Here is a 14,369-nt window from a genome sequence, read left to right as displayed (position 1 = left end):
GCTTACAAACAATTTAGCCCTCAAACAGCCTCAAGCGCGGCTTTCCAACGCGACAGCCGTTCCTGACGCACTCCATCTTCCATCGCCGGTTCAAATTTGGAAACTCCGCCGCGCATAGCCGCAGCCGCGCTTTCAACATCGGGGTAAAGCCCTGCTCCTGCCGCTGCCAGCATCGCTGTTCCAAGGGCGGTGGTTTCGACAAAGTCAGGCCGTTCGACGCACACGCCAAGCATGTCGGCCAAATCCTGCGCCATCCAGTCATTGGCCGCCATTCCGCCGTCGATCCGCAAGGTCTGCCAGTTGGTTCCGTCGGCTGCAAAGGCCTGCGCCAAATCATGGGTTTGGTGAGCCATGGCCTCCAACGCGGCGCGGGCAATCTCGGCCTTGCCACTTGCGAAGCTGAGACCGGTAATGACCCCGCGCGCTTCCGGTTTCCAATGCGGCGCACCAAGACCCGATAAAGCAGGAACAATGGTCACGCCGCCGCTATCAGGAATAGACCGGGCCAGCGCTTCGGTCTCGCTTGCTGCGCCCACAATTCCAAGACTATCGCGCAGCCATTGCACAAGGCTGCCTGCGACAAAAACCGATCCTTCGATTGCATAGGTCCGCTCTCCGGCAATCTGCATCAGTACCGTCCCCAGAAGCCGGTTATCAGACTTGGGGATAACGCTGCCCTGATTGGTGAGCACGAAAGCGCCGGTGCCAAAGGTCGCTTTGGTCTCGCCAGGGGCAAAACACGCCTGTCCGATAGTGGCGGACTGCTGGTCTCCGGCAAGACCGGTGATAGGGATTTGGCGCCCGAACAAGGCGCGGTCGGTGTGGGCGAGATTGCCCGACATATCGACCACTTCAGGCAGAGCTTCATGCGGCACCCCCAAGAGGTCGCACAATTGCTGGTCAAAGCCTTTGTCGGCAAGCCCCATCAAAAGCGTGCGGCTCGCATTGCTGGCATCGGTGATGTGGCTTTTGCCGCCTGAAAGCTTGTAGGTGAGCCAGCTTTCAACCGTCCCAAACGCCAGAGTATGCGCATTAGCCGCCGCGCGCACCGAGGGCACATTGTCGAGCATCCAGCGCATTTTGGTGCCGGAAAAATACGGGTCTAGCAGGAGGCCGGTTTTGGCTTGCACCTCGGGCTCGTGACCGACCTCTCTCAGTTCAGTACAAAAAGGTTCGGTCCGCCGATCCTGCCACACAATTGCGCGCGTCAAAGGCTCGCCCGTCACCTTGTCCCAGGCGACCACGGTTTCGCGTTGGTTCGTGATGCCTATGGCAGCGATCATCGCCGCCCCGCCAACCTTGGGGATGACTTCTTGCACGCAGGCAAGCGTCTTTGCCCAGATCTCGCCCGCGTCATGTTCGACCCAGCCGCTTTGCGGGTAATGCTGCGTCAACTCCGCCTGCGCGCTCGCGACAAGCACGCCGTCGCTTGCAAACAGCATTGCACGCGTGGAGGTGGTGCCTTCATCAAGGACGAGAATGTAATCAGACATGGTGATCCCTTATCAAGTCTTGGTTCTTCGCCGCTTACCCACCCCCAACCCCTCCCGCAAGCGGGAGGGGAGCGAGACTTGGCAAGACCCTAACGCAGTTGGGTCGTGCTTAGTCGCAGCGGGGTGGGCCTGCCCTCGACACAGACCGCCCATGACGGCATATGCAACACCCATGTCGAAGATACCCCCTAAGCCATGGCCCACGGGCCTTACCGATCCGGTAGAGCCGCTTGTCATGCGGGTGCTCGCACCCAATCCATCGCCTTATACGTTTACGGGGACACAAACCTATGTGGTGGGCGAAGCGGGTGGCCCCGATTGCGCGGTGATTGACCCGGGGCCAGACGAGGGACCGCATATCGACGCGATTTTGGCAGCGGTCGGCACCCGCACAATCAAAGCGATCATGTGCACCCACACCCACCGCGATCACTCGCCTGCCGCAGCGCCCCTGGCTGAGCGGACAGGGGCACCTATCGTTGGCTGCGCGCCATTGGTGCTGCAAGTGGAGGGCCCGCGTTCAGACGAAGCCTTCGACACCACATATGAACCTGACCGCGTGCTCGAAGATGGAGAGCAGATGCGGGGGACCGGATGGACCCTGACCGCTGTGGCAACGCCGGGGCATACCTCGAACCATCTGTGCTTTGCGCTCGAAGAAAGCGGTTCGCTGTTCACGGGCGACCATGTCATGGGCTGGTCCACCAGCGTCGTCATCCCGCCCGATGGCGATATGGGTGACTACATGGCGAGCCTTGAGAAGCTTCAGGCGCGCGGCGACAAAGTCTACCACTCGGCCCATGGTGCGGCGATCACCAAGCCGCAGCAATTGGTGCGCGGTATGATCGGCCACCGCCGCCAGCGCGAGAACCAGATCCTGCGCCTGATGGGAGAGCGGGCAAGAACCGCCGCCGATTTCATTCCAGACATGTACAAGGGGCTTGATAAACGCCTCATCGGTGCCGCTGAAATGAGCGTGACGGCCCATTTGCTCGACCTTGAGAAACGCGGCATAGCGACGCAAGACGGCGCGCTATGGAGCGTGAATTGACCCCATGACCCCCAGCGCGCACCCTGACGACCCGCACTATGTCGAGCGTGGCGGCTGGCTTCGTGCAGCGGTGCTTGGCGGCAATGACGGGATCATCTCGGTCGCATCGCTTGTCATTGGCGTCGCTGCCGCCAATCCCGACCCTTCCGTGATCGTAGTCTCTGGCGTTGCAGGCCTTGTCGCAGGCGCCATGTCGATGGCGGCAGGGGAATATATCTCCGTCTCGGCACAGCGCGATTCCGAAGAGGCCGATATTGCGCGCGAAAGAAAGGCTATCGAAGAAACACCAGGCGAAGAGCTCGACGAACTCATCGCGATCTACAAGGATCGTGGACTAAGCGACGACACTGCCACGTTGGTTGCCCGTGAATTGATGGCCAAAGACCCATTGTCTGCCCATTTGCGCGACGAGCTTGGCCTGTCTGACGAATTGGCGGCGAAGCCTCTTCAGGCAGCGATTGCATCGGGCGTGACCTTCACGGTGGGAGCAGCCCCGCCAGTTCTTGCAGCGGTTCTCGCACCCCAAGAATGGACGATCTGGGCTATTGCTGTTGTCTCGATTTTAGCGCTCGCCTTGCTGGGAGCGGCAGGCGCCAAGCTTGGCGGCGCGCCAATCTTGCGTGCGACCATCCGGGTCGTGGGCTGGGGCATCCTTGCAATGGCGGCAACGGCTGCCATCGGCTCGCTGTTCGGGATAGCGGTCTAGCGAAACCGGCACGTAGGCCCGCCCCGGTCCGCTGAATCAAAATCTGTGGAAGCGCGCCCGCTTGGCCCTGCACGGTGGACAGCAAGTGCGAAGCTTGCAATGTTTCCCCTTCACAAACAAAACCCGCAAAAAGAAAGCCTGCAAAAAGAAGGAAAGCCCAACCCCTATGTCGAATGATGGTGATCTGTTGGACGAAGCGGACGCGGCAAATCCCCGCGCCACCGGCCCCTTGCGGACCGCGATTGAATTCATCGGCGCGCACCCGTTTGCAACGGGGCTGCTTGCTATACTGGGAGTGGTCGGGTTTATTCTTTCGTTTGCAGGCTTCCTCTTCGACCGCGAGGAGGCTGCTCAAACCACAGAGCAAATCGCAGACGTCGGCGACGATGTGACAATCATTAGAGACAGAATGGAGCAACCCTGCTCCAGAACGCCATGCTGGGGTCTTGAAGACATCGCACAATTCAGCACGTTGGGCCGACCAAAGGAGCTGATAGAAGGCAAACTCCCGCTTCCCGAGACAGGCGATGCAGGCTCTACAGTTTACAATGTCGACGGATGCGAGGTGAGGATCGAATTTGTTGACGACACGGTGGTCTACTTTGCCATTGCAGTTGGGAAAACACCGGCTTCGGGCTCTTTAGCACAGGCGGCAGACGAGCCGTGCAATTTTGATCTTGCAGATATGGCCCTGCAACCGATGCCGGACCTGCCCCCGCTAAATGAGCTCACTTTCAGGGACATTCTTCCCGCTGTGACCACGCTGGAGGCTGGCGATTATGTTCTGGATGGCGGCAATATGATGCGTCCCCACTTCAATTTTTTTGAACAAGGCGCGCAATCGCAAAACAGCCGCAGGCTTTATTTCGAAACTGGCTTCGCATCGGCAGATACATCGAACAGCTCCCCTCTCGGCCCATTCCGGAACGCTCTGGACGAGATCGAAGCACGCAATGTCAATTGGCGGGGCAATCCGCGTAAAGGCGTATGCGAAGCGCGGTTGAATGACGCGGTTTCCGCTCACCTGTCTGATGTTCGCATAACCGCCATCGGGCTGGGTTTGGGGCAAAGAGCGCTAGATGCGTCGGGCGAAAGCCCCCTGGTGGTCTGTCCCTAGATTATGCCTGATTGATTTATGCAGGGTTGATTATCACTCGCTCAGAGTCTCCCGCAGTTTTGCCACCCGAGCAGCGTTTGCGCCTGCGTCCGAATATCCGACCCGCGAGGCTGAACGCAGATGAACCGCGTCCTCTGCCTTGCGAAATTCGACATCGTCGACAAAGCCGAAAATGGCGGATTTGAATTCAGCCGAGATGTAATCGTCCGACGCGCTGGTAACCGTGCCGCCTTGCGCAGCGATCGCTTCGGGAAGCTTGTCCCACGCATCCGCCGACAAAGGCTGTGTCGCTTTTTCGGGAACGGTGCCCGCCTCGCTGCTTACACAATTGGGGCTGTCGGGACAGGGGGCCAATTGACCCTGGACAAGGCCGGGTGCCTCACCATTTTGCGACATCAAGCCAAGGACGAAAAACCCCGCTGCCCCAAGAACCGCAAGACCCAAAACGCCGTAGATCAAAGCTTTCAAAATACCCATTACCGTTCCTTTTTCGTGCAGGTTCAGGCGCTTGCCAATTCACCCTTGGCGAAGTCTTCCGCCAGTTGAAATTTCTGAATCTTGCCAGAGCCCGTAAGCGGAAACTCTTTCATCCACACCCAATGCGCAGGGGTCTTTTGCGGCGATAAACGCTCGCGCACAAAGGATTTGAGATCATCATCCGAAGGCCGGTCCGCCCCGTCTGCCAAACGCATAAAGCAGGCGACAATCTCGCCCCACTTTTCGTCCGGCACACCTGCCACGGCGACCTCGGCAATGGCGGGATGCTCGATCATCGCGGCTTCAATTTCGGCGGGAAAGAGGTTCTCGCCGCCTCTGATGATCATCTCTTTTACCCGGCCCGTGATCTTCACATATCCGGTCGCAGAAATGCTGCCCAAGTCGCCTGTGTGGAGCCAGCCGTCCTGATCGATTGTCTCGGCAGTCGCCTGCGGATTGTCGTTATAGCCCGCCATCATGTTGAACCCGCGCATGCAAATCTCGCCCTGTTCATCAATGGCGCACACGCTGTTGTCATTGGGGTTGCGGATCGAGACTTCCATATGGCTGCACGGTTGGCCGATGGTCTCCATCAGCTCTGCGCCGGTATCGGTGGGCCAGGCGGCGGTGATCGCAGGGGATGTCTCGGTCTGGCCGTAAACAATCAGGATTGGCACGCCGAATATCTCTTGCGCAGAGCGATTAAGTTCGGGCGGCACCATCGCGCCTCCACTCAAGATTGTACGCACTGCGGACACATCCGTGCCCGTTGCCTTGGCCGCTTCGATAATGGCAAAGATCATGGTGGCGACCCCGCCCAGAACCTCGGGCTTCTCGCGCTCGATCATCTTTGCAACCGCGACCGGATCAAACACCGAGACCAGCATTAAGGTCCCTCCACGTGCGATCGTGCCAAGCACACACACCGCGCTGCCCGCCGTGTGGAACAGCGGAAACGGACACGTCACCTTGTCGCCGGGCCCAATATTCCAGCGCTCGAACACATCCCTGTTCGATTGGACCAGCCCATGCTGATGCAGCAGCACGCCTTTGGGAAAGCCGGTGGTACCCGACGTGTACTGGATCATGACGATATCGCGCGACTGGCTCTCACGCAGCTCGCCATCCTTCTCGCCCGCGAACAATTCGCCATGATCAGTCATGTCGATCACATATTCGGACGCGGCCAGCCCTGCTGCGGCCTCATCCACCACGGGACGAAGCGCGCTCCCGCGCACATTAGGCTGATAATAAACCGCGCCAGACCCCGATTGTTCGAGGACATAGCGCACCTCGCGCGCGATAAAGCTGGGGTTGACGGTGACGATCACCAGCCCAGCCATCGCCGCGCCAAGCTGTATCATCACCCATTCCGGGCAATTGCCGCCCATCACCGCAATGCGCGTGCCAGCCGGATGCCGCGCGGCAAGAGCGCGCCCTGCCCGCTCGCTATCTGCAAGCAATTCAGCATAGGTCCAATCACGGCCCGCCGATCCATCGGCCAGCAATTCGCGTAAGGCCAGCGCATCGGGGCGTATTGCCACCTGCTCGCGCAAGACCCCTTCAATCGTGCGCTCCTTATATTCGGTGTCGGTTTGCGCCGGGCAATAGGCCTCTTTGAGATCAAGCTTGTACATAGCTGTTCCCCTCTCTCACTCGGCCAAAGCTAACACACTGTGCGCGAGAGTCATTCGCAAACTGAACTCTCGCAAATTGGGCTTCGCGTGCTTATACCGAAGGAAACAATTCAAGCAGGGATGCATCCATGAGCTTCGAGACCAAAGTGCCAAGCGGGGAAGAACTCCACGCAGAAATCAAGCGCCTCAAGAAAGAGCGCAATGCGGTGATCCTTGCCCACTATTACCAGACCCCCGATATTCAGGACATTGCCGATTTCGTGGGCGACAGTCTTGAGTTATCGCGCAAGGCGGCGGAGACGGACGCGGATGTGATCCTGTTTTGCGGGGTCAAGTTTATGGCCGAGACCGCCAAAATCCTCTCACCAGAGAAAACCGTGATCCTTCCCGATATGGACGCAGGGTGTTCTTTGGAAGACAGCTGCCCGCCGGAGAAATTCAAGGCTTTCCGAGAGGCAAACCCCGATCACATTGCGCTCACCTACATCAATTGCTCGACCGAAGTGAAAGCACTGAGCGACATTATCGTGACCAGCTCCAGCGCAGAGACGATCCTGTCGCAGATCCCCGAGGATCAGAAGATCATCTTTGGCCCCGACCGTCACTTGGGCGGTTGGCTCAGCCGCAACTTCAACCGCGAAATGCTGCTGTGGCCGGGCGTTTGCGTGGTGCACGAGGCGTTTTCTGAAACCGAGCTTCTGAAGCTCAAGGAACAACACCCCGGCGCGCCTGTGGCCGCTCACCCCGAGTGCCCGCCAGCCATCGTCGACCACGCCGATTACGTTGGTTCAACCAGCGGTATCCTGAAATTCGCGCAAAGCTTCGAAGGCGACACTCTGATCGTCGCGACCGAGCCGCACATCATGCACCAGATGGAAAAGGCGCTGCCTGAGAAAACCTTCATCGGCGCGCCCGGAGCCGACGGCAACTGCAACTGCAACATCTGCCCCTATATGGCGCTCAACACCATGGAGAAGATGTACACCGCGCTACGCGACCTGGAACCGCGCATCGAGATGGACGAAGAGCTGCGTTTGCAAGCGAAGAAAAGCCTCGACCGGATGCTCGAGATGGCAAGCGGGACTGTGGGACAGGGCGATTTGGGCTTTGTTAGTTTCAAGGGGAGTTGAGGCGGCTTGTCGCTTTCGCAAACTCAGATTATTCAGTCTCTTGGTGAAGCACTTTCTTGGCTCGAGAAAGAACTCTCTTGGGGTGTATCTCAGGCTGAGTTGAATCATCTTACGGGCCGTATCGGTGAACTTTACGCAGCGATGATTACTCGTGGTCAAATGGCGCTACGAACCAATCAACACGGGTATGATGTTGTATCCAGTGACAACGAAAGAATTTCGGTCAAGACGGTTACAACCAGCACGCATGTCTCATTTCGAAAGTCGACATTCGATCAAGTCGACCGCGCGATAGTACTCCGACTGAACATCGATTCTGACGAAGGCGTTTCGATTGAAGAAATCTTCGATGGTTCTCGCGATGAGTTAATCGAGAAATCCACCCCAACATCTGACGCCTATCGACTTTCAACTCGCCTTTCTGAGGGAAAAACCCGTCCAGTAGATCAGCTCAAAGAGAAGCAGCGTGCAAGGTTCGAGAACTACGAGATTCGGCAATACGAGAATGGGAAGATCGTAATCTTTGTGGATGGCCAACGGAGCGATCCAGCTAAACCCCATCTTCGTGAGATAGCGGCTAAGATTGGGGTCGAGCTCTATTCCGAGACTGGACCGCAAAAGACGACCCACCAGTTGGGCGCTGGCATCCTACGTCAACTCTCGGTTCAGAACCGTCAATAAAGCATTTGAGTGCTTCGTTTATCGCACATTCGTCATCCTGAACTTGTTTCGGGATCCATCTCAGCCACCAGCACAGTCCCTAGAAATGGATGCTGAAACAAGTTCAGCATGACGAGTGGGATTATGATTTGCCCTGAGCCACTCGCGCCACCACAAGCGCCGAGCCCAGAAGCAGCATCCCCACCACGTCCAGCGCGCTGAGCACCTCGTCAAACACGAAATACCCGATCACCGCTGCAATCGCAGGTTGGGTCAGCAGCGCCAAGCCAATAATCAGCGGCGGGAAGTGGCCGAGCGAATAGACAAGGAGCCCCTGCCCGATCAGTTGGCTGGTCACAAACAGCACGATCACCGGAGTCCAATCGGTCGGCCACACGGGCTCTCCGAGGATCAGCGCAAGCCCAAAGAGATAGGGGCAGGCGAAAATGCTCACCCAGACGAGCAGGCTCCACGAACCGAATGCCCCGCGCTCCTTTTGCAAGGTGAGGAGGTACACTGCGTAAAGAAGCCCCGCCGTGATGCAGAACAGGTCGCCCACGAATGTCTGTGCGGAAATCTCCAAAGACCGGCCTAGCAATATCCCCGCCCCGCCCAGCGCGCAGACGATGGCAAGCCACTCGAACCCCTTGGGCAGCATCCGTGCGATGATAAATCCCCAGAACAAGAGGATGATCGAGCCTGCATTGCCGAACAAGGTCGCATTGCCCAGCCGCGTCATCTCGATCCCGATGTGCCAACTGGCAAGATCGCTCGCAAAGGCAATGCTGCCAATCGCCACTACGATTAGCGTCTTTTTGGGGAGGCCGCGCAAAGGCTGACCCGCAACCCGCGCAAACACGATCAGGAACGGCAGCGCCAGAAACAGCCGCCAGAACGCAGCGCTGACCGCGCCGGTATCGGCCAGCCGCACCAGCCACGGGCCCAGCGCAAGCGCGACATTGCCCGCCAGAAGCGCCGCCAGAAGCAAAGCCGAGCGAACGGCCGAACCCTCGCCCCCAACTTTCTCTTCTTGGCGTTCAACCGTTTCCATGCTTGCGCCCTAGCTCCCTTGTGTCCAAGTAGATAGCCAAATGAAACGCAATTTGGAGTTTTCCGCCAATGCATGACGCTCTTTTCCAGCCGCTCAAGATGGGCGCTCTCGAAGCCAGAAACCGCATCTTTATGGCTCCGCTCACCCGCGGGCGCGCAGCGGACCCGATGTTTGTGCCCAATGAAATGATGGGCACCTATTACCGTCAGCGTGCAGGCGCTGGCATGATCCTGACCGAGGCGACGGGTATCAGCACGGAAGGGCTCGGCTGGCCGTCGGCTCCGGGGATTTGGTCAGATGAACAGACCGAGGCGTGGAAGCCAATCGTCGAAGGCGTGCACGAAGAAGGCGGCCTGATCGCGATGCAATTGTGGCATATGGGCCGGATTGTTTCGTCCTACTTCCTCAATGGCGAGCGCCCCTTCTCCGCCAGCGAAACCAAGGCTCCTGGCGAAGCGCACACGCCGGTGGGTCGTCAGGAATACGATGTCGCCCGCGCTATGACCAAGGACGATATCAACCGCACCCTGGACCACTATCAACGCGCCGCTGAAAACGCGAAGAAGGCCGGTTTCGACAGCGTCCAATTGCACGGCGCGAACGGCTATCTGGTCGACCAGTTTCTGCGCGATAAGACCAATCTTCGCGAAGACGAATATGGCGGCAGCCCTGAAAACCGCACCCGCTTTATGCGCGAGGTTCTGGAGCGGCTTGTCGATGTATGGGGCGCGGACCGTGTGGGCATCCGCCTCTCGCCCAATGGCGACAGCCAGGGGACCGATGACAGCAACCCGCCAGCCACATTTGGCGCTGCGACCAAGGTGATCGAGGACATGGGTCTTGCCTATCTCGAACTGCGCCAACCGGGGCCCGACGGCACCTTTGGCAGCACCGATGTGCCCAAGCAGGACAAACTTATCCGTGGCCTTTATTCGGGCGCATTGATCCTCAATTCCGATTACAGCGCGCAGGAAGCCGACGATGATGTGTCGAGCGGCCGCTGCGATGCGGTCAGCTTTGGCCGTCCCTATATTTCCAACCCCGATCTGGAAAAACGGATCGCGGCAGGGGCGGAATTCAACCCGAACAAGGACGTGCCCAAAAGCTGGTACTTCCCAATTCCCGATGGCTACATCGACTATCCAACGATGGAAGAAGAAGCGGCAGCGGCAAACGCTGCCTAATTCTCACCGCTTTCGCCCGGCGTCGCTGGAGGTTCCGGCGGCGCCCCGGGCGCAGGCGCATCCGGGTCAGAGCTGCTGGTCACTGTGGTATCGACGCTCGTCTGCGTGCCATTGCTGGTGGTCGTGACAGTCGTGGTCTCACGCTCGGCTGGGGGCGATGTCGAGGTCAGTTCTTCCAACGGGATCATATCGTCGCTAATCGTGCCGCCCAGGATTTCACCCGCCGCCTCTCCGCCGGTTTCGCTCGCCACCACTGCAGGTGCTTCTTCCTCGCACGCGGTCAAAACCAAAAACGGCAGTGCCGACACCAAAGCCCATTTTTTGTTCATGTTCCACATGCCCTTTGACTTGCTCTTATTTTGGCCGCCTCAAGCGTACCCAGAAATCCGTCAGCGCGTTTGAACAGCGCCTCGTCCCAATCGTCTGCTGAAACAGTCTTGCCCAGCCGCGCCAGACTTGTGACGCCGAATTCGTTGATGCCGCAAGGAACGATACCGCCAAAATGCGAGAGGTCGGGGTCAAGATTGACCGAGAAGCCATGCATCGTGACCCAGCGGCGCACACGCACTCCGATAGCGCCAATCTTGGCCTCGCGCCCGTCGATATCCTGGCACCAAATGCCAACGCGCCCCTCTGCGCGCCATGCCTCGACACCAAAGTCGGAAAGTGTGTCGATGACCCAGCCTTCGATGGCATGGACAAAACAGCGCACATCTTTGCCGCGCTTATTAAGGTCGATCATCAGATAGCCAACGCGTTGCCCCGGCCCGTGATAGGTGTAGCGCCCACCGCGCCCTGTCTCCACCACGTCAAAACGTGGGTCGGTCAATTCAGCCGGGTCCGCGCTTGTACCCGCAGTGTAAACCGGCGGGTGTTCCAGCAGCCACACCTGTTCTGCCGCCTCGCCTGCGGTGATCGCGCTATTGCGCGCCTCCATCGCCTCCAAAGCCTCTTGGTAAGGCACAAGAACGCTGTCGCGCCGCCATTCAAGAGTGGACGCGCTTAAGGTTTGGGGCAAAATGTCTGCATGGCTTGCCATCGCTCCCGCGTGGGGCCAATATTCGCCAAAATCAAGAAACAATGCGCAAAACCACTGCGCCTAGGGGTAGCAATGAACTTTGATATGAACACCTGTTGGTCGCGCACGGTCGAGCTGATCCAGACCAATTTTCAATTGCTTCTGATTGTCGCGGCCGTCTTTCTGCTGCTGCCTAATGTGACGATCTACATGCTTGTGCCCGATATGCAGACATTGGTGGACCCGATGGCTGATCCCGATGTGGTTGCGGCACAAATGGCCAGCATGGCTGGTCCGCTCATCGTCGGCGGGCTGCTTTCTCTGGCGTTCCAGCTGGCGGGTTATTCGGCGATGGTTGCATTGATGGGCGACAATCGCCCGACTGTTGGTCAGGCTCTGGGCGCAGGCGTCAAAACCGTACCCAGCCTGCTCGCTGTCGCCTTGCTGTTTTTCGTGATGTATTTTCTGGGAGCGATGGCGATTGTCGTCCCGATCTCGCTTTTGGCAGGCCTGACCGGATCGGCCGCGCTCGGATTTATCGGCCTCATCCCTGTGGTCGTGTTTGTTGCATGGCTTGCGGCACGGGTATCCATGGCGATGCCTGTTATGGTGCTGGAAGGCACGCTCAATCCGATCACAGCCATCACACGAAGCTTTGCTCTTACAAAACCGAAACAATGGCCGATCATCGGATTTTGGACAGTGATCATTATCGTGATGATCATCGCTAGCCTGATTTTCACAAGCGTGTTCGGATTGATCGCAGCGGTTGCGGGAACGGGCCTTGTCTCGGCACTGATCCTTGGCCTTGCCAGCGGCCTTACCGGAATGGTCTACGGCATGGTCATGTGCGGCATTGCAGTGGCGATGCACGGCCAGCTCGCAGGGCCAAGCGTCGAAGCGATCGAGGATACCTTCGGCTAAAGCGACAGGGCGCAAATGACCCCTGGTGGAGCAATCACCGATTGATCAGCGCGCCGCACTGGCCTAGCGGCATTGGCAATGTCCCAAACCAAGCCTCCACCTCAAAGCGACGCTTCACCGCCTGACGATCACACCGAAAGCCATAGCGCCATTTCAAACGGGCGCATGGCTTTGTTGTTTATGGTCATGCTGGTCGCGGCGGCTGGCAACACGGCGATGCACTCGGTCATGCCATCGGTGGGCACGGCTCTGGAAATCGACGATGTCTGGATCAGCCTTGCCTATTCATGGTCGGCTTTGCTGTGGGTCGCGTGTGCCCCCATATGGGCGCGGCGGTCGGATAAGCGCGGACGCAAGGCGATGATGGCCTTGGGACTGATCGGGTTTATCGTTTCGATGTCGCTGTGTGCCGCTGTCCTTTGGGCAGGACTTTCCGGATGGCTTGCGGGCACCTGGACGCTCATCCTGTTTGCCATTGCGCGCAGCGCATATGGCGGATTTGGCAGTGCCGCGCCGCCTGCGGTGCAAGCCTATGTCGCCGCGCGCACCCCGCGTTCAGAACGCACGAAGGCGTTGTCGCTGGTCGCTTCAAGCTTTGGCCTTGGTACGGTGGTGGGCCCCGTCCTTGCCCCGCTGATGATTGTGCCCTTCTTTGGCATTGGGCTCACCGGTCCGTTCTGGTTCTTCACTCTGGTGGGCATCATTGTGCTCATCCTCGTGCGTCTGCATCTTCCCAATGATGAACCCCAATATGCTGCACGGGGAAAGACGTTTGGCGATCCGGGCGCGGGGGTCAACGATTCTGATTCGATACAAGATGACGCTGATGAGGATGAGCCTGCACTGCCAGTGGGCGATCAACCCCGCCTCAAATGGTTCGAACCGCGCCTTCGCCATTGGGTAATCGCCAGCCTTGTGGGAGGCCATGCGCAAGCGATGGTGATGGGCGTCACCGGATTTCTCGTGCTCGACCGGCTCGCCCTGCGCGACAATCTGACCGAGGGCACCGCATTTGTAAGCCTTGTGATGGTGTTCGGGGCGCTTGCGACCTTGCTGGCGCAGTGGGGCATAATCCCGCGTTTCAAGATCGGACCGCGCGCCGCAACCTTGTGGGGCCTGGTGGTCGCTGCCGCCGGTACAGCGATCCTTGGCGTTGCCAACACAGTGTTCACCCTGTCTTTAGGCTATGCCATCGCCTCGCTCGGCTTTGGACTGTTCCGCCCGGGAACGACCGCAGGCACTTCGCTCGCCGTGACCCGCGCCGAGCAAGGTCAGGCATCAGGCATCGTTGCAAGCGTAGCGGGTGCAAGCTTTATCTATGCGCCGGGCCTTGGCGTGTGGCTCTATACGATCAATGACTGGCTCGGCTTCGGCTCGATCATCGCGGTTTGCCTTGGCGTTGCTGTTGTCAGCTGGTTCAACCTCACGCGCGACGAAGTGCTGACCACAGACCGGAAAGCCGCCTGACAGCCGCTAGAGAAGTTTCAACACTTCTTCTTGCGGGCGACAGATTGCCACGCCCTTCTCGGTCTCGACCAGGGGCCGCTCGATAAGGATCGGATCAGCGGCCATCGCATCCAGAACAGTGTCGGCATCCGCCTGTGGCAGCCCGCGTTCCGCGGCGTCGGTCCCGCGAATGCGAAGACCCTGATTAGGCGTAATGCCCGCATCGGAATAAAGCTGCGCGAGCTTTTCACGGCTTGGCGGCTGTTTGAGATACTCAACCACGGTCAGGTCAACGTCGGGGCGTTGTTCCAATATGGCCAGTGTCTTGCGCGAAGTGCCGCATTTCGGATTGTGCCAGATGGTTGCCTTCATGGCTGATAATTCCTCGTCAAATGGGTCGATGACAGAGCGTAGCGCCCTGCCCCCGGATTGCCGTGTGATTCCCGCAAATCCGTAACCCAGATGCACCAGATTT

15 protein-coding genes are annotated in these 14,369 nt (G+C 58.7%); 8 read left to right on the top strand and 7 right to left on the bottom strand.

Annotation, left to right across the window (positions count from 1 at the left end; all coding sequences use genetic code 11):
• Window positions 1-20: 20 nt before the first annotated feature.
• Window positions 21-1,493 carry a glycerol kinase GlpK gene (glpK, locus tag AC0V6Q_RS15070; RefSeq protein WP_486169193.1) on the bottom strand — a complete coding sequence of 491 codons (1,473 nt, stop codon included), beginning with the start codon at window positions 1,491-1,493 and terminating at the stop codon, window positions 21-23.
• A gap of 172 nt (window positions 1,494-1,665) precedes the next feature.
• Between glpK and AC0V6Q_RS15065 the strand changes: the two genes are divergently transcribed.
• The 3 genes from AC0V6Q_RS15065 to AC0V6Q_RS15055 all read left to right on the top strand — a co-directional run bounded on the left by AC0V6Q_RS15065 (window position 1,666) and on the right by AC0V6Q_RS15055 (window position 4,367).
• Entirely contained in the window at window positions 1,666-2,544 is an 879-nt protein-coding gene (locus tag AC0V6Q_RS15065) for an MBL fold metallo-hydrolase (protein ID WP_486169192.1), read from the top strand.
• Between the two features lie 4 nt (window positions 2,545-2,548).
• Window positions 2,549-3,250, top strand: a complete 702-nt coding sequence (locus AC0V6Q_RS15060) for a VIT1/CCC1 transporter family protein (protein WP_486169191.1) — start codon at window positions 2,549-2,551, stop codon at window positions 3,248-3,250.
• 166 nt (window positions 3,251-3,416) lie between these two features.
• Window positions 3,417-4,367: a hypothetical protein gene (locus tag AC0V6Q_RS15055; RefSeq protein WP_486169190.1), complete on the top strand. Its 951-nt coding sequence runs from the start codon at window positions 3,417-3,419 to the stop codon at window positions 4,365-4,367.
• Between the two features lie 33 nt (window positions 4,368-4,400).
• On the opposite strand, the gene AC0V6Q_RS15050 is transcribed toward AC0V6Q_RS15055, so the two are convergent.
• Together AC0V6Q_RS15050 and AC0V6Q_RS15045 are read right to left on the bottom strand one after the other, a co-directional pair.
• Window positions 4,401-4,844: a DUF1499 domain-containing protein gene (locus AC0V6Q_RS15050; RefSeq protein ID WP_486169189.1), complete on the bottom strand. Its 444-nt coding sequence runs from the start codon at window positions 4,842-4,844 to the stop codon at window positions 4,401-4,403.
• Window positions 4,845-4,867: 23 nt separating this feature from the next.
• Window positions 4,868-6,481 (bottom strand): class I adenylate-forming enzyme family protein, encoded by a 1,614-nt coding sequence (locus AC0V6Q_RS15045; RefSeq protein WP_486169188.1) that lies wholly within the window; start codon window positions 6,479-6,481, stop codon window positions 4,868-4,870.
• A 128-nt stretch (window positions 6,482-6,609) separates the two neighbouring features.
• Between AC0V6Q_RS15045 and nadA the strand changes: the two genes are divergently transcribed.
• Both nadA and AC0V6Q_RS15035 read left to right on the top strand, forming a co-directional pair.
• Complete coding sequence (nadA, locus tag AC0V6Q_RS15040) at window positions 6,610-7,611, top strand: quinolinate synthase NadA (protein ID WP_486169187.1); 1,002 nt, start codon at window positions 6,610-6,612, stop codon at window positions 7,609-7,611.
• A 6-nt stretch (window positions 7,612-7,617) separates the two neighbouring features.
• Complete coding sequence (locus tag AC0V6Q_RS15035; protein ID WP_486169186.1) at window positions 7,618-8,292, top strand: DUF6998 domain-containing protein; 675 nt, start codon at window positions 7,618-7,620, stop codon at window positions 8,290-8,292.
• 121 nt (window positions 8,293-8,413) lie between these two features.
• Here the strand turns inward: AC0V6Q_RS15035 and AC0V6Q_RS15030 are convergent, their stop codons facing one another.
• Window positions 8,414-9,322: a DMT family transporter gene (locus AC0V6Q_RS15030; RefSeq protein WP_486169185.1), complete on the bottom strand. Its 909-nt coding sequence runs from the start codon at window positions 9,320-9,322 to the stop codon at window positions 8,414-8,416.
• 68 nt (window positions 9,323-9,390) lie between these two features.
• Between AC0V6Q_RS15030 and AC0V6Q_RS15025 the strand changes: the two genes are divergently transcribed.
• Complete coding sequence (locus tag AC0V6Q_RS15025; RefSeq protein ID WP_486169184.1) at window positions 9,391-10,506, top strand: alkene reductase; 1,116 nt, start codon at window positions 9,391-9,393, stop codon at window positions 10,504-10,506.
• Here AC0V6Q_RS15025 and AC0V6Q_RS15020 read toward each other — a convergent pair.
• Complete coding sequence (locus AC0V6Q_RS15020; protein ID WP_486169183.1) at window positions 10,503-10,835, bottom strand: hypothetical protein; 333 nt, start codon at window positions 10,833-10,835, stop codon at window positions 10,503-10,505. The genes AC0V6Q_RS15025 and AC0V6Q_RS15020 overlap by 4 nt on opposite strands.
• On the bottom strand, window positions 10,832-11,545 hold the full coding sequence (lipB, locus tag AC0V6Q_RS15015) for a lipoyl(octanoyl) transferase LipB (RefSeq protein ID WP_486169182.1): 714 nt from the start codon (window positions 11,543-11,545) through the stop codon (window positions 10,832-10,834). The genes AC0V6Q_RS15020 and lipB overlap by 4 nt, the downstream gene beginning before the upstream one ends.
• Window positions 11,546-11,617: 72 nt before the next feature.
• Here lipB and AC0V6Q_RS15010 point away from each other — a divergent pair, with 72 nt between their 5' ends.
• Both AC0V6Q_RS15010 and AC0V6Q_RS15005 read left to right on the top strand, forming a co-directional pair.
• Window positions 11,618-12,448, top strand: coding sequence for a hypothetical protein (locus tag AC0V6Q_RS15010; protein WP_486169181.1), 831 nt, complete (start codon window positions 11,618-11,620; stop codon window positions 12,446-12,448).
• A 78-nt stretch (window positions 12,449-12,526) separates the two neighbouring features.
• The gene (locus AC0V6Q_RS15005) at window positions 12,527-13,915 is read left to right on the top strand and encodes an MFS transporter (protein WP_486169180.1); all 1,389 of its coding nucleotides are present in this window, start codon (window positions 12,527-12,529) and stop codon (window positions 13,913-13,915) included.
• A 6-nt stretch (window positions 13,916-13,921) separates the two neighbouring features.
• On the opposite strand, the gene AC0V6Q_RS15000 is transcribed toward AC0V6Q_RS15005, so the two are convergent.
• Window positions 13,922-14,266, bottom strand: coding sequence for an arsenate reductase family protein (locus AC0V6Q_RS15000; protein WP_486169179.1), 345 nt, complete (start codon window positions 14,264-14,266; stop codon window positions 13,922-13,924).
• Between the last annotated feature and the right edge of the window lie 103 nt (window positions 14,267-14,369).

Source organism: Erythrobacter sp. S227, assembly GCF_057364925.1.
This window is presented reverse-complemented; position numbering and strand designations above follow the sequence as displayed.